The 14,892-nt window shown below is 63.6% G+C and carries 12 protein-coding genes; 8 read left to right on the top strand and 4 right to left on the bottom strand.

Translation table 11 applies throughout. From position 1 onward, the window contains the following. Nucleotides 1-16: 16 nt before the first annotated feature. From CAY82_RS07650 to CAY82_RS07640, 3 genes are all read right to left on the bottom strand, one after another. The gene (locus CAY82_RS07650) at nt 17-400 is read right to left on the bottom strand and encodes a MerR family transcriptional regulator (protein ID WP_087500672.1); all 384 of its coding nucleotides are present in this window, start codon (nt 398-400) and stop codon (nt 17-19) included. 165 nt (nt 401-565) lie between these two features. Next, complete coding sequence (locus CAY82_RS07645) at nt 566-1,144, bottom strand: NAD(P)H-dependent oxidoreductase (RefSeq protein WP_087500671.1); 579 nt, start codon at nt 1,142-1,144, stop codon at nt 566-568. A gap of 364 nt (nt 1,145-1,508) precedes the next feature. Further along, on the bottom strand, nt 1,509-2,423 hold the full coding sequence (locus CAY82_RS07640; protein WP_063913470.1) for a LysR family transcriptional regulator: 915 nt from the start codon (nt 2,421-2,423) through the stop codon (nt 1,509-1,511). A gap of 206 nt (nt 2,424-2,629) precedes the next feature. On the opposite strand from CAY82_RS07640, the gene CAY82_RS07635 reads away from it, so the two are divergent. From CAY82_RS07635 to CAY82_RS07610, 5 genes are all read left to right on the top strand, one after another. Then, complete coding sequence (locus CAY82_RS07635; RefSeq protein WP_087500670.1) at nt 2,630-3,652, top strand: zinc-dependent alcohol dehydrogenase family protein; 1,023 nt, start codon at nt 2,630-2,632, stop codon at nt 3,650-3,652. 512 nt (nt 3,653-4,164) lie between these two features. Beyond that, entirely contained in the window at nt 4,165-5,550 is a 1,386-nt protein-coding gene (locus tag CAY82_RS07625) for a hypothetical protein (RefSeq protein ID WP_087500668.1), read from the top strand. After that, entirely contained in the window at nt 5,550-6,905 is a 1,356-nt protein-coding gene (locus tag CAY82_RS07620; RefSeq protein ID WP_087500667.1) for a GntR family transcriptional regulator, read from the top strand. The genes CAY82_RS07625 and CAY82_RS07620 overlap by 1 nt, the downstream gene beginning before the upstream one ends. A gap of 208 nt (nt 6,906-7,113) precedes the next feature. Then, nucleotides 7,114-8,763, top strand: a complete 1,650-nt coding sequence (locus CAY82_RS07615; protein WP_087500666.1) for a VRR-NUC domain-containing protein — start codon at nt 7,114-7,116, stop codon at nt 8,761-8,763. Then, nucleotides 8,760-11,027, top strand: a complete 2,268-nt coding sequence (locus tag CAY82_RS07610) for an ATP-dependent DNA helicase (protein WP_087500665.1) — start codon at nt 8,760-8,762, stop codon at nt 11,025-11,027. Before CAY82_RS07615 ends, CAY82_RS07610 begins: the two co-directional genes overlap by 4 nt. Before the next feature lie 12 nt (nt 11,028-11,039). Here the strand turns inward: CAY82_RS07610 and CAY82_RS07605 are convergent, their stop codons facing one another. After that, nucleotides 11,040-12,221, bottom strand: coding sequence for an NnrS family protein (locus CAY82_RS07605; protein ID WP_087500664.1), 1,182 nt, complete (start codon nt 12,219-12,221; stop codon nt 11,040-11,042). 214 nt (nt 12,222-12,435) lie between these two features. Here CAY82_RS07605 and xerC point away from each other — a divergent pair, with 214 nt between their 5' ends. The 3 genes from xerC to CAY82_RS07585 all read left to right on the top strand — a co-directional run bounded on the left by xerC (nt 12,436) and on the right by CAY82_RS07585 (nt 14,892). Continuing rightward, a complete protein-coding gene (gene xerC / locus CAY82_RS07600) occupies nt 12,436-13,350 on the top strand; it encodes a tyrosine recombinase XerC (protein ID WP_087500663.1) in 915 nt (304 codons plus the stop codon). 396 nt (nt 13,351-13,746) lie between these two features. Next, nucleotides 13,747-14,580: an urease accessory protein UreD gene (locus tag CAY82_RS07590; RefSeq protein WP_087500662.1), complete on the top strand. Its 834-nt coding sequence runs from the start codon at nt 13,747-13,749 to the stop codon at nt 14,578-14,580. Nucleotides 14,581-14,589: 9 nt separating this feature from the next. After that, nucleotides 14,590-14,892, top strand: coding sequence for an urease subunit gamma (locus CAY82_RS07585; RefSeq protein ID WP_003256923.1), 303 nt, complete (start codon nt 14,590-14,592; stop codon nt 14,890-14,892).

The following is a 14,892-nucleotide window of genomic DNA, read 5'->3' as shown; positions in this document are numbered from 1 at the left end:
GGGGGGCAGTGCGGATTCACCGGGCTTTTTCCAGGTGCTCGAACTGGCATTGCTGCTGAGCATCCTTGAGGCTCAGCTCAAACTCAACCAGGCCGTCATGCACTTGCTGCAAGGCCTGGATCTGCCCCATCAATTCCTGTTTTTTGTTATCGATAGCCTGCATGGCCAGATCCCAGGGCAGCTCCTGGCCGCGATGATCCTGCAGAATGGCCTGCATTTCTTTGAGCTTGAAGCCGAGTTGTTGAGCGCATTTGATGAAGGTCAGCAGCTCGACACTTTGCTGGCTGTAGATGCGGTATTTGCCTTCGCGTTGCGGGGGTGGCAACAGGCCGATTTCTTCGTAATGTCGAATGCTTTTGACGGTAGTGCCCGACAGCTTGGCGGCTTTGCCGATGTACATGAAGATCCCTTTTTTGACGCATCAGAAGCGAAAAGATGTCGCGCGCTCGTACACGCGCGCGACATCTTTGCACAAGCGTCAGGGGGCGGGAAGCCGGGTTGGATAAGGTGTCACAGGAGGGAGACTTGGCTGGGCAGTGCAGGGGCACGGCCCAACCGGGGCCGATCAGCGGCTGGCGACTTCCTGGACTTGTTTGAGCCAGGCTTCACGCTGTTCCGGCTTGGAGCCCAATACCGGCCCGAAGGTCAAGGTTTTCAGAGGTTTTATGCCGCAGAACTCCAGGGTGGTCTTGCGCATTTGGTGCAGGCCCGGCATACGATACACCCAGCGGTAGTACCACGGCGGCGTGTCCATGGTCACCAAAAGGTGAGCCGTGCGGCCCTTGAGCAGCTTATCCGGGAAGGGTGAGCCCTTGCGGTACTTGAAGGCAAAACCGGGCAGAAACACGCGGTCGAAGAACCCCTTGAGTAACGCCGGAATGCCGCCCCACCAGATCGGGTACACCAATGTCAGGTGTTCGGCCCAGGTAATGTCGTTCTGTGCGTTGATCAAATCGGGCTCAAGCAACTGGACCTGGTTATAGCCATCGTGCAAGATCGGATCGAAATCCAGGGTGTCCAGACGCAGCAGACGCACCTCATGGCCTGCTTGCGTGGCCGCCTCGACATAACGGTCGGTTACGGCGCCGCAAAAGCTGGCGTTCGAAGGGTGGCCGAGGATTACGAGCATGCGTTTGCTCTTCATGACGAACTCCAGATAATGAAGTGCCAAGGGTAAAGTCTGCCCCTAACGGTAGAGTCAAGCCTTGCCGGTTACCGGTGGAGACAAACAGTCCAGCAGCGCTCGGGTGTAACCCGGAAAACCGTCGAATGAGCGGGCGCAGACACGCAATGTGCGTTGCGCCCAAGGCTCCGGCAGATCGCGCCAGATCAAGCGCGGATCATGGAGGGTGCGCCGGCATTTACTGGCTGCTGCCGGAGAGGCGCGCTTGTTAGGCCAGAAAACCAGGGGGTTGCTCTGGTTTTCAATAATCCGCGCCTGCAAATCGAGCTTTTCTGAGCTCGGAAGTCAGCTATTGCCGGGTGCTGGGTGACTTGTTCGGATTTCCCTAAAGACTATCAGGGTCGCCGAAGAACATCTGTATCCGCGACCGCAACCACCGTTCCGCCGGGTCATTGTCCTGCGCCCCACGCCAGGCCATGTGCAGCTCGAAACTACGCACCTCCAGCGGCAGATCCTCGGCCCGCAACCCACCCGCCGCGGTCAGCGCGTCCGCTGTGTAGTCCGGCACCGTAGCGACAATATCGGTGCCCGCCAGCAAACTCCCCAGCCCGTTGAACTGCGGCACCGCCAGCACCACATGGCGCTTGCGGCCAATCTCTTCCAGGGCCTCGTCGATGAACCCCGACAGGTCCCCGGCAAACGACACCAGCGCATGCGGCCGTGCGCAGAAGTCGTCCAGGGTGATGGTGCCCGGCACACTGTCGGCACGCAGCAGTTTCGGCATGCTGCGGCGCAGCACCTTGCGCTTGGCGTTGGCCGGCAGTTCGCTGGTGTAACTGACCCCCACCGAGATCTCGCCCGAGGCCAGCAGCGTCGGCATCAGCAGGTAATTGACCCGACGTACCACCAGCACGATACCTGGTGCTTCGGCGCGGATGCGCTTGAGCAACTGCGGCAGCAGGGCAAATTCGGCGTCGTCCGACAGGCCGATGCGGAACACAGCATTGCTGGTGGCCGGGTCGAATTCGGCAGCGCGGCTGACCGCAGTCGAAATCGAGTCCAGCGCCGGGGACAGCAGGGAAAATATTTCGTGGGCCCGGGCCGACGGCTCCATGCTGCGCCCGGTGCGCACGAACAGCGGATCGTCGAACAGGTTGCGCAGGCGCGACAGGGCCGCGCTGATGGCGGGCTGGCCGAGGAACAGTTTTTCCGCGGCACGGGTCACGCTGCGCTCGTGCATCAGCGTTTCGAACACGATCAGCAGGTTGAGGTCTACGCGACGCAGGTCGTTTCGATTCATCGGTGCGCTTCGCCTAAAGTGGGGCAGAGGTGAATCTTAAGGCCAAAGGCTGGTACCCTGCACGGGTTTAGGGGGACCAATCGCAGGGAAAGTCAGGTGCCCAATCGATGACAAGCATGTCGACTATTAATGACCACTGATGGTCTATCCGGCAAAGCCCGGATAGAGTTCGTGGTAATTAGAGGTTCACAATGGCGAGGTATGCGATGTCCCGCATGATCCGTTTCCACAAGTTCGGCGCTGCCGATGTGCTCCGTTGCGAGGAGCAGCCCGAACCGTCACCCGCTGCCGGCGAGGTACAGATCCGCGTCGAGGCGGTTGGCGTCAGCTGGTATGACGTGCTCTGGCGCCAGAACCTGGCACCGTCCCAGGCACGCCTGCCGGCGGGGATCGGCCACGAGATGGCCGGGGTGGTTACCGCGGTCGGCGAAGGTATCGAGGATATTGCCGTGGGCGACCGGGTTGCCAGCTTCCCGGCCACCAGTGCCAACGACCACCCGGTGTATGGCGATGTCATCGTGCTGCCGCGTACGGCCATTACCCGTTATCCGGATGTGCTCACCCCGATCGAGGCCAGCGTGCACTATACGCCGCTGCTGATCGCCTATTTCGCCTATGTCGACCTGGCCCGGGCAAAAGCCGGGCAGACCGCGCTGGTCACCGATGCCAGCCACTGCGCGGGCCCTGCCTTCGTGCAACTGGGCAAGGCCCTGGGCCTGAGGGTGTTCGCCGCCACCAAGGAGGCCGAACAGCGTGAGTATCTGCTGAGCCTTGGCGCCGACAAGGTGATTGTCACTGAAGAGCAGGACCTGCTGTTGCAGGTTGGCAAGTATACCGATGGCCGCGGCGTGGACATGGTCCTCGATGGCATGGGCGGGCCGCAGATGTCGCTGCTGGGCGATGTCCTGGCACCGCGTGGCAGCCTGGTGCTGTATGGCCTGCAAGGCGGCAATCAGACACCGTTTCCCGCCTGCGCGGCGTTCCAGAAGAACATCCAGTTCTATGTACATTGCATCGGTAACTTCACCGGCAAGCCGGAGTTGGGTATCAGCCAGGACCAGGTGGCGCTGCAGCGCGCCCTGCGCGATATCAACCAGTTCACCGCCGACCAGCTGCTCACACCGCAGATCATCAAGGTGTACCCGTTCGAGCAGGTGGTAGAGGCGCATCGCTACATGGACCAATGCCCGTGTGGTGGGCGTGTGGTACTGGACATGGCGCGACACTGACGGCTGTTTGCACTATCGGGAAACCCGGGCAGAGTCCCGGGTTTTTTGTGCCCGGTACAGAATGGCTGATGTATTAAAAGAATATTCCTACAATAAAAAACGAAGCGGACTGCATTTTTAAAGATTGCTTGGTGGGTTGTCGAAATATTCCGCCAAGTTTTTTGGCTTGAACTGTTTTCGCTTGGCAGTCAATGTGTATTCTCACTTCGGCTGAATGGTTTTTTTACCCTGATCTGTATCTTCTATTCGCTTTGCATCCCTCGATAATGGCTCAATGATGGTTTGCGCAAGGAGCGTGGGATGAGCATGGCTATGTCCGAGCCAGGGCAGTGTATGGCAGCGGCTGGGTGCCGCAGTGGTGCGTTTTTATCTATGGCATGGCGACAGTGACTGGTTACGTCATTACTTTCATTTGGTTGTAGGAAATTTCTTCTTGAGAAGTTCAGGGTATGTTGATGTTCAGGTCTTCTGTTCAATATGCGCTGGCTGCATGAAGTTGATGAGGTGATTTCGTGACGGCTATTCACGACCAGGCAATGCACTATATCTACCAGCAAGTACTCGAGCGCTTGCTTAGTCACATGTCACAAGCGCAGCGTGCTTCCTTGCAGTTACTGATACAACGTCTGCTGGTTGCTGCCGGCGGGCCCGAATACATCGGCACCTTCCGCTTGCTGGTGCTGCAAGGCAACGAACGCCGCAGTGCCCGGCTGCTGGCCATGCTGCGTGCGGCGCAACTGAGTATTGCCCAGCGTGCGCCGGTAACCTTCCAGCTGCGGGTGCTGGTGGTCAGCCTGCCTGCGGCTGCCAGCGCCACGCTCGAAAGCCATGAACGCTGCTTCAATGCGCTGTTCATGCAGGATGACCCGCGGGTGCAACTGCAAATGATCGAGGGGCGTGAGGTGGTGCCTTTCAGCCGGCACCCCTATGCCGGGTCCGAACGCTGGCTGTTGGCGAGGGACGCCATGCTGATGTTCGGTCATCTGGTCGATGCCAGGCCCGAAGCGCTGCTAGGTAGCCGTCTGCACCTGGAACTGGCGGGTGCCGTGGGTTTTGCGCTGCAGGCCCAGGCTCCAGCAGATGTATTGGTCACCGCCATCCCCGCGCGCCAGCGCCGCCGATACCTGGCCTGGGCCCGGCGCAGCTTGCGCCTGGCAGGGGAGCGTGGTGCGCATGTGGTGCATCAGTGCCTGGCGGCGCTGGCCCAGGGGCTGAGTCGCCTGCACGGCAGCGTGGGGGTACCGCTGGGCGCCTCGGCGGGGCCCGCATCGGGTGCTGCGCCGCAGGGTACGCCGGTGCGGGTAATTGCCATTGACGACCTGTTGCCGCCGTTGCTCGAAGAACAGCAACTCGACCTCATGCTCGGTTGTTGCTTCGAGGCTGGCCAGGATACCTGGCCATTGGCCGCGTTCGTCGAACCGTTGCTCCCGGCGCAGTTGCACGAACTGCGTGCGCGCAGTCTCCAGCCGCAGGCCAGTCGCCAGGCATTGCGGCTGGCTGGCCAGCCGGACGGCAACAAGCGGCGTGAGGCGCGTCAACTGCAGTTCGGCAAGGCTTACGGCATCAGCCAGATCCAACTGGTGTGCCTGCTATTCAGTCCGTTCGCCAGGCAGGGGAAAAACCTCGAGCGCTTTCTGCAATGCCGGCATGCCGACATGCTGGTGGCACTGCCTTATCTGCATCGGGCCTTGCAGGGTAAACCCTGCCCTGACGCGGTGAAGAACTGGCTGGTGAACACCAGTGGCCTGCCGCTGGGGCAACTGCGGATGATCTACGACGGACGCATGCCGCTGGCCGCCTGGCGCCTGATGAGCCACCTGGCCCGTCGCGATGTACAACTGAGGTTGCTGCCACGGGGAGTGTCGGTGCGGCGGCGTGGTCATGCGGGTCTGCCTTGATGGAGCAATCGGGCCCCGGTGAGTTCGCCTATCGCAAGGTCTATCGTTACCTGGAAGCCTTGATCGACCAGGCGCCAGGCAGTGGTCCGTGCCGTTTACCGTCGCTGCGCGTATTGTCCCGGCGGCTGCGGGTGTCATTGGCCACCGTGCAGAGTGCCTACAGCCTGCTGGAGGAAGAGGGCCGCGTGCAGTGCCTGCCGAGGTCGGGCTATTACGTACAGGGCGCTGTCAAGGGGGAAGCTGCAGCCGTGCTCCGGCAGTCACCTTTGCCGGAACCGCCGATGCTGGAGCGGACCTTGTTCTCGCACGAGCGGCGCCTGGCACGTCAGCGCATGCACAGTGTTGCCCCATGGGAGGCGCCCGGCAGCGCCCGCCTGCGCAATGCCGTCGCCGAGCGCTATACCCGCTCCTCCAACCAGTACTGGCGTGCCGAGGACGTTCAGCTGGCCCCTGATGTGCAGGCGTTGCTGGACACGTTGCTGGCGGCGCTGGCCCTGCAAGGGGGGACGGTGCTGGTCCACTCGCCTTGTTGCTGGCAGGTGCTGCGTGCATTGGCACGTGCCGGCATGCGTGTGCTTGAGGTGCCACTGGATACCCGTGGCAACCCGGACCTGCGCACCTTGGCCCGGCTGCTGGGGAGCGAGTCGGTGTGCATGTTGGTCATGCCGTCGTGCCTTGGCATGCCGCAGGGGCGGCTTTTTTCAGCGCACTACCAGCAGCAGCTTGGTCAGTTGCTTGGCCAGCACCCTGTCTGGTTGCTGGAAAACGATCTGGACAGCGGGCACTGCTACAGCGGGCCGCCGAGTACGCGCCTGCGTGATTGGGTCGATCCCCGCTGGCTATTGGTGATGGGGGCGTTCGAGGCCGCCGTGGGGGGCGAGGCGCCCTATGCCTACTTACTGGGCCATGATGCCATGCTGGCCAGGGCATTCGCTGACCGTGCATTTCGGCTTGCACCACTGCGCCTGCAAGCGCTGGCGCACATGCTGGGCAAAGGTGAGATCGAGGCGCAACTGGTGCGGCTGCGAGCGGACCTGCAAAAGCGCATGCAATGTCTGGCGCGTGCGCTGCAGGTGCAGTTCGGTCAGCGGGTGGCGTTGGAAATGCCGGAGGGTGGGCGGACACTGTGGGTGCGCTTTCGCCAGCCGCTGCCGTGGGAGGGTATTGCAGCAGCGCTGGCTGGTACAGCACTGCATGCACTGCCTGGCGAGCAGTTCAGCCTGCAGGGGCGCTACCAGCAGTACCTGGCGTTGGTGTGGCTGGGTGAGCACCCGGGGGAACTGCAACAGGCGGTAGAGCGCCTGGCCCAGGCGCTGGAACTGCGCTGCGGCCGGCCCGCCGGGGTTACATCTTGAGCTGCCGGGGTGCGTTGCCATCCATCGCTGGCCTACGGCTCTGGCGCAGCGGGGACAATGCGATACCTGTGGGAGCGGCCTTGCGTCGCGATTGGGCTGCAAAGCAGCCCCTAGCCGATCGTTGATCGTGGCACGACCCACGGCACTTGCCAGGCATACTGGTCTGTATGTATAACCAGTATCAATTTCAGCCGCCTGACCCCACTCCGTGATCGCCCATTCCGTCGACGACCCCTTCTATTACCTGCACAATTTCCGCCAGGTGCTGCTGTGGGTCGAACAGCGCTACGAAGACCTGCTAGACGATCAGGAACTGGCTTTCATCCGCACCTTCAACCAATTGGGCACCCCTGCACAGGCCCTGATGGTGCGCATGGTCATGCGCAAAGGCGAGCTGTTTCGCAGCGATCGTCTCGACTATGCCGAAATTGGCGATACCGGGCAGGCCCTGCAGCCGTTGTTGGCCCTCGGTTGGGTACGGGAACCCGGGCAACTGGCGCTGGAGCAATTATTCGCCTTGCTGCGCAAGGACGAACTTGCCCGCTGTTTTGCCCCGCTTCTGAGCCGTCCTCGCGCCGCAAAGCATGACCTGCTTGCACAACTTCAACCCTTGGGCCTGCAAGCCCGGTCATTGGCCGAATGGTTCCCGGACAGCGGCGTGCGCATCCTCCAGTGGTGTCTGCAACCCCTGTGCGACCGCATGCGCCTGCTGTTCTTCGGCAACCTGTACCAGGACTGGTCGGACTTCGTCCTTGCCGACCTCGGCTTGTTGCGCTACGAACAGGTGCCTTTCAGCACCGATTCGCGTGCCCTGCAGCAACGTGCCGAAGTCGACCTGGCCATGGCCTTGCACCAGTGCGCCGAGCGTCTGGAGCAGGGCGACGACCCGCTCTCGATCCTGGCTGCCCTGCAGGGCCTGCACAGCGACAACCCGTGGCTGGCCCGGCGCCATGCGCGCCTGCAATTTGCCCTGGGCCAGCAATTCGAACGCCTGGGCGACTGGGCGCAGGCCATGGCTGTCTACATGCAGTGCAGCCATGCCCAGGCGCGCATCCGCCAGGTGCGGGTGCTGGAGCGCAGCGAGCAGTGGCCCCAGGCCCATGCACTGGCACTGCAATTGGCGGCGGCACCGGCCAACGCCCTGGAAGTGCAGGCGCTGGAACGCATGTTGCCACGCCTGGCCCGCAAGCTCGGTGGTCCGCCACAGCGGCGCCAGCGTGTCGCGCCCCTGGAGCTGATAGAGCTGGAGCTGCCCCGGGAGCTGGCAGCACTGGGCGTGGAGGCGGCGGTCCGCCAGCATCTGGCCGAAGCCGATGGGCCGGTGCACTATGTGGAGAACACGCTGTTCAACAGCCTGTTCGGCTTGCTGTGCTGGGAGGCTATCTTCGCCCCGGTGCCTGGCGCGTTCTTCAACCCGTTCCAGGCCGCCCCGCAGGACCTGCACGACAGCGACTTCCAGCAACGCCGTAGCGCTCTGTTCGAACGATGCCTGGGGCGGCTCGACGATGGCAGCCATCACCGGGCGATTCTTGACTGTTACGTCGCCAAACAAGGCCTGCAGTCGCCGTTCGTGTTCTGGTCCATGCTCAGCGAAGAATTGCTTGAGCAGGCCTTGGCCTGCCTGCCGGCGGCCCATTTGAAACAGTGCTTCCTGCGCCTGTTGCAGGACATCCGCAACAACCGCGCCGGTATGCCCGACCTGATCCAGTTCTGGCCCGAGCAGGGCCGTTACCGCATGGTCGAGGTCAAGGGCCCCGGGGACCGCCTGCAGGACAACCAACTGCGCTGGCTGGAGTTCTGCCGGGCCCACGGTCTGCCTGTCGCGGTATGCCATGTGCGCTGGAGCGATACGCCTTGAGTTACAGCGTGGCAGTGCGCGCCTTGTGCGAGTTCAGCGCCAAGGTCGGCGACCTGGACCTGCGTTTCACGCCATCACCCACCGCCCAGGAGGGGATCGCGGGGCATCGTCGGGTGGTGGCACGACGCGCAGCGGGCTATGAGTCGGAAATTGCCCTCGAAGGCCAGTTCGAAACCCTGACGGTGCGTGGCCGCGCTGACGGCTATGACCCTGCCTGCAATCGCCTGGAAGAGATCAAGACACACCGCGGCGACCTGTCGCGCCAGCCGGCCAACCATCGCCAGTTGCACTGGGCACAGGCGAAGGTCTATGGCTGGTTGATGTGCCAGGCACGGCAACTGCCAGCCATCGAGGTGGCGCTGGTTTACCTGGACGTAGACAGCGATGGCCAGACGCTGATCAGTGAAACTTGCACGGCAGCCGAACTGCAGGCCTTCTTCGAAACCCAGTGCCAGCGCTTTCTGGCTTGGGCACAAGGGCAGGAACAGCGTCTGGCCGACCGTAACCGGGGCCTGCAGGCGCTGGGCTTTCCCTACCCGGCGTTCCGCCAGGGCCAGCGACAACTGGCGGAAACCCTGTACAAGGCGGTGAGTACCGGCCGTTGCCTGATGGCCCAGGCCAGCACGGGAATTGGTAAAACCCTCGGCACCTTGTTCCCCCTGCTCAAGGCCATGGTGCCGCAGCAACTGGACAAGTTGTACTTTCTCACGGCCAAGACCCCGGGCCGAGCCTTGGCCCTGGATGCCATTCGCCAGATCACCGACGCCACGCCACAGCCGGCCTTGCGCACGCTGGAACTGATCGCCCGCGACAAAGCCTGCGAGCATCCCGACAAGGCCTGCCATGGCGAATCCTGCCCCTTGGCTGCAGGCTTCTACGACCGCCTGCCGGCCGCGCGGGAGGCGGCGGCAGCGTTGCCCTTGCTCGACCGCGCCCAGCTGCGCGAGGTGGCCCTGGCGCACCAGGTGTGCCCGTATTACCTGGGCCAGGAGATGGCGCGCTGGGTAGACGTGCTGGTGGCGGATTACAACTACTACTTCGATGCCCACGCCTTGTTGTTCGGCCTGACCCAGGCCAACCAGTGGCGGGTCGCGGTGCTGGTGGACGAGGCGCACAACCTGGTAGAGCGCGGGCGCGGCATGTACAGCGCCAGTCTCGACCAGGGGCAGTTGCTGGCCCTGCGCCAGAGCAAGCCGCACGGGCTGGTCAGTGCGCTGGAGCGGCTGAACCGGCATTGGAACGCCCTCTACAAGGAACAGCGTGCGCCGTACCAGGCCAGAGAGTCGCTGCCAGACGCTTTGCTGCTCGCCCTGCAGCAATGCATCGGGCTGATCCAGGAGCAGATGAACCAGACGCCCGCGCAAATGGACCCGCAGGTGCTGCAGTTCTTCTACCAGGCGTTGCAGTTCAGCCGGGTTGCCGAGCTGTTCGACGAGCACTTCCTGTTTGACATCAGCCTGCGCCAGGGCCCGCGCAAGCGGCGGCTGGCCACGCTGTGCCTGCGCAATGTCACCCCGGCGCGGCTGTTGGGCCCGCGCATGCAGGCGGCGCGCAGTGTGATGCTGTTTTCCGCCACCCTGAGCCCACGGCATTTCTACAGCGACCTGCTGGGCATGCCGGCCGATACCGCCTGGCTGGAAGTAGCCGCACCGTTTCGCGCCGAACAGCTGGAAGTGCGCATCGCCAGCCAGGTGTCCACACGCTACCAGCAACGCCAGGCTTCACTCGCGCCGATCGTCGAGCTTATTGCCCGGCAATATGAGCGCATGCCGGGTAACTATCTGGCGTTCTTCAGCAGTTTCGAGTACCTGCAACAAGTGGCCGGGCTGCTGGCCGAGCGGTATGCGCAGATACCCTTGTGGGCCCAGGAGCCGGGCATGGACGAGGCGGCCCGCCAGGGGTTTCTCGACCGTTTTGTGGCGGATGGCTGCGGGGTGGGCTTTGCGGTGCTGGGTGGCGCATTCGGGGAGGGGGTGGACTTGCCGGGCACGCGGCTGATCGGCGCGTTTGTTGCCACCCTCGGGCTACCCCAGGTCAATCCGGTCAACGAGCAGTTCAAGCAGCGTTTGGGGCGGCAGTTTGGCGCGGGTTTCGATTACGCCTATCTCTACCCGGGCGTGCGCAAGGTCATCCAGGCGGCAGGCCGGGTGATCCGTGGTGACCAGGACCGTGGCGTTCTGGTTTTGATCGACGAGCGCTTCGCCGAACCCCGGGTGCAGCAGATGTTCCCAGGGTGGTGGCCGGTCGCCGGAAATTATCCTTGATCGGTTGACCGATCAGCCCGGCATGCCATCTACCCGGGGCTGCAGCAAAATGGGTAGGTAGTGGCGCAGGAACAGCAGCAGCGCCAGGCTCCAGCACAGTACCGAAAGGCTCACCCCCAACGGTGTGAACAGCGGCAGCACCACCCGTGCCAGTGTCGCCAGTTGTATCAAGGCAAAGGCCCAGGTAATGCTGGTCGGCACCTGCAGCGGCCTGCCGGTGTGGCCCAGGCTGACCCGTGCCATCATCGCCAGGATCAAGCCGCTCATGGCACCCACGGTCAGGGCGTGAGTCACCAGGCTCGGGCTCAGCGCCACTCCGGCGTGCCACAGCGCCATGCCCAGGCAGGCAATGGCAATCCAGGCATAGGCCAGGTGCAGCGACCACAGCAGGGGCACACGCCACAGGCCGCGGTCATGCCACAAGGCCAGGCGGGCAGTGTGCAAGGCGAACAAGGTGCCGAACAGCACGGCCAGGCCGATACGCGGCGTATCGGCCAAGCCCGAGGCAAAGGCCAGCGGTATCGCCACGCTGAGCAGCAGGCAGGTCCGGTCCAGCCAGGGACGGGCAGGGGCCGGGGCCATGTTGCCCAGGCCGCGCCGGGTGAAGAACGGGATCACCCGCCCGCCCAGCACGGTCATCATCGCGGCCACCAGCCACAACCCGGCAAACACCCCGCGGCGTTGCCACAGTTCGTCCTGACGCAGCCAGCCGGCCAGGGTCAGCCACTGGCAGGCGGCAATCAGCAGCACCAGGCCGACGATCGGGTAGTTATTACGCAAGCGCCGTTGCATGATCGGCCGTGCCAGGGCCAGTGCCACCAGCGGCAGGAAGCTGCCCTCGACCACTACCAGCAAGCCGCCCGGCAGCGGCAGGAACCAACTCGCCCGGCCCAGCAGCCAGAGCAGGAACAGGCCCTGCAGGGCGCGCCCGCTCAGGCCCGGGATACCGCTCCAGTTTTGTACGGCGGTCAACAGGAACCCGGCGACGATGGCGGTGACAAAGCCGTATAGCATCTCGTGGCGGTGCCAGGCGAGCATGCCGCCAGGTGATGTGGGGGCCAGTACCCCGGCCAGAACGCCGGCCCACAACAGCAAGGCGACCAGCGCAAACAAACTGCCCCCCAGGAAGAATGGGCGGAAACCCAGGCCCCAGACGGCCTGGCGTGGGCGTGACTCGATTGGTTGCACAAGCATGGGCGGTCCTTCGTTCGTTCAGTAGGCTCAATTGGGGTAAGATCACGATCCGTGCCAGCTTCAAACCCCTTGTATATCAAGGTGATGGCACCTCTCTGGGTCCAAATGACATGCGTACTTTGCTGTCATTCAGACTTGCTTCTATGTCGTTTTGACTTGCTTCAGGGTTTGGCTGGTTCGCCGCTGGTCAACGCTTCGCTACAGGATTCACGTTTTGTCCGACCTCTCGAAAAATCCGCTGCTGCAGTACATGGCCCGCCTGGCCCCATCCAGCCAGCAAACCATGCGCTACATCCTTCAGGACGCCGCCGACCGGCTGGGTTTTGTCGACTGCAATATCGTCGATGTGCCTTGGCATCGGCTTGAGCCCGGCCATGTGATCGCCCTGGTAGCGGCGCTGCGTGCCGACGGTTACGCACCCAACAGCTCGTCGCTGTACGTCAACGCCATCCGCGGTGTGATGAACGAAGCCTGGCGCCAGGGCCTGATCGATCACGAGCAGTTGCTGCGCATTCGCGAGGTCAAGCCGGACACTGGCAGCCGCCTGCCGCCGGGGCGCAACCTGCGGCGCAGCCTGATCCGCGAGCTGATGGATGTGTGCGCGGCCGACCCGCGGCCCCAGGGTGTGCGCGACGCGGCGATCATCGCCTTGCTGTACGGCACCGGCATGCGCAAGTCGGAATCGGTGGACATCGACCTGGACCAGGTCGATTTCGAGGCGCGCAGCCTGCAGGTGCTGGGCAAGGGCAACCGCCAGCTGATCAAGTACGCCCCGCCATGGGCGTTCGAGAAGTTACAGGCGTGGCTGGACCTGCGACGCCAGGACCTGCCGGCAGGAGCCGAAGACGACCCGTTCCTGTTCAACCGCATCCGCCGTGGCAGCCACATCACCCGGGCGCGTATCACCAAGCATGCCATTTACTACATCGCCCGCCAGCGCGGCGCGCAGGTGGGCGTGAAGATCATGCCGCACGACTTCCGCCGGGCGTTCATCACCCGCGTGATCGAAGAGCATGACCTGTCGATCGCGCAGAAGCTGGCGCATCACGCCAATATCCAGACCACGGCCATCTATGATCGGCGTGATGACAACGAACGCCGGCGTGCGGTGGACCGCTTCGATTACTGAGGCTGTGCCGCTGTATAAAGGGCTAGCTCCAACCCTGTGGGAGCGGGTTCACCCGCGAACACGGGCGAAGCCCGTGCCATGCACTGGGTTGGATTCTTCGCGGGTAAACCCGCTCCCACAGAGGCCGTATCACAGCATCGGGTAATTTTTTGCTTTGAGATGGCCCGGCACCGAAACAGGGCCGAAGCACGCCCCCGCCTTGTGCGCAATCCCCCCGTATGCCCGATGCCAGAGCGGCTGGGGCAAACGTTTCATCTTCGTTCACCTGCGGAGTTGGCCCGCAACCTGCTATATCCAGCCTGAGAATTTGATCGAGTGGTCAGGCCGCGCGCGCTGTAGCCGTGCGTGCCTGCCCCTCTAAACGGCCAGCAGGCCACGGATTTCAGGGGCCGCAGGATGTCGCTCGCGGAGCAGATCGAACAACAGCAAGACGATGCAGGCTGGAGCGCCAACCTGCAGTTGCGCTTTGTCAGGCGCGACGAGGTGACCCGCCTTGGTGCGTGGCGGCATTTCGGACCTCTTTTGGTGCAGCGGCCGTTCTATCCGGAAGGTGCACCGTGCCATGTCTACGTGCTGCACCCGCCCGGTGGCATCGTCGCCGGCGACCGCCTGGAACTGGACATCCAGCTGGAACCGGGCAGCCACGCGCTGCTGACCATGCCCGGCGCCAGCAAGTTCTACCGCAGCATCGGCCCGACCGCGCGGCTGGCCCAGCGCTTTCACCTGGCTGCCGGCAGCACCCTGGAGTGGCTACCGCAGGACAACATCTTCTTCTCCGGCGCCCGTGCCAGCCTAGAAAGCCGTTTCACCCTCGAACCGGGGGCGTGCCTGCTGGCCTGGGAAACCCTGTGCCTGGGGCGCCCGGTGATGGGCGAGCGTTTCGACCAAGGTGCCCTCGACAGCCGCCTGCACATCGAACTGCCCGACGAAGTTGGCCTGCACGAGCGCCTGCGCCTCGAAGGCGGGCGCCTGGGCAAGCTTGGCGGCCATCCGCTGCTGGCCACCTTCTGCGCCGCACCAGCCGACCAGGCCGTGCTGGAGCAGGTGCGCCTGCTGCTGGACGAACTGGCCAACCCGGCCGGCGCGACCCTGCTCGGGTCGCTGCTGGTGATCCGCGTGCTAGACCACGACAACCAACACCTGCAACGCACCCTGCAACGCCTGTGGCATGTGCTGCGCCCGGCCGTCCTCGGCCTGCCGGCCTGCCCCCCGCGTATCTGGGCCACCTGAGAGAGCGCCATGGAGCTGACCCCGAGAGAGAAAGACAAACTGCTGCTGTTCACCGCCGCGTTGCTGGCGGAGCGGCGACTGGCCCGTGGCCTGAAGCTCAACTACCCGGAAGCCGTGGCGTTGATCAGTGCTGCCGTGCTCGAAGGCGCCCGTGATGGCCGTACCGTCGCCGAACTGATGAGCCTGGGCCGCGAAGTGCTGAGCCGCGAGCAGGTGATGCCCGGCATTGCCGAAATGCTCCACGACGTGCAAGTCGAAGCGACCTTCCCGGATGGCACCAAGCTGGTGACCGTACATGACCCCATTGTCTGA

Source organism: Pseudomonas sp. SID14000 (assembly GCF_002165135.1).
Lineage (GTDB): Bacteria > Pseudomonadota > Gammaproteobacteria > Pseudomonadales > Pseudomonadaceae > Aquipseudomonas.
This window is presented reverse-complemented; position numbering and strand designations above follow the sequence as displayed.

Bases quoted from the DNA above. Each gene is read 5' to 3' on its own strand.
- CAY82_RS07585 (WP_003256923.1), top strand. From the start codon at position 14,590: ATGGAGCTGACCCCGAGAGAGAAAGACAAACTGCTGCTGTTCACCGCC.
- CAY82_RS07620 (WP_087500667.1), top strand. From the start codon at position 5,550: ATGGAGCAATCGGGCCCCGGTGAGTTCGCCTATCGCAAGGTCTATCGT.
- CAY82_RS07650 (WP_087500672.1), bottom strand. From the start codon at position 400: ATGTACATCGGCAAAGCCGCCAAGCTGTCGGGCACTACCGTCAAAAGC.
- CAY82_RS07605 (WP_087500664.1), bottom strand. From the start codon at position 12,221: ATGCTTGTGCAACCAATCGAGTCACGCCCACGCCAGGCCGTCTGGGGC.
- CAY82_RS07590 (WP_087500662.1), top strand. From the start codon at position 13,747: ATGTCGCTCGCGGAGCAGATCGAACAACAGCAAGACGATGCAGGCTGG.
- CAY82_RS07645 (WP_087500671.1), bottom strand. From the start codon at position 1,144: ATGAAGAGCAAACGCATGCTCGTAATCCTCGGCCACCCTTCGAACGCC.
- CAY82_RS07635 (WP_087500670.1), top strand. From the start codon at position 2,630: ATGTCCCGCATGATCCGTTTCCACAAGTTCGGCGCTGCCGATGTGCTC.
- CAY82_RS07640 (WP_063913470.1), bottom strand. From the start codon at position 2,423: ATGAATCGAAACGACCTGCGTCGCGTAGACCTCAACCTGCTGATCGTG.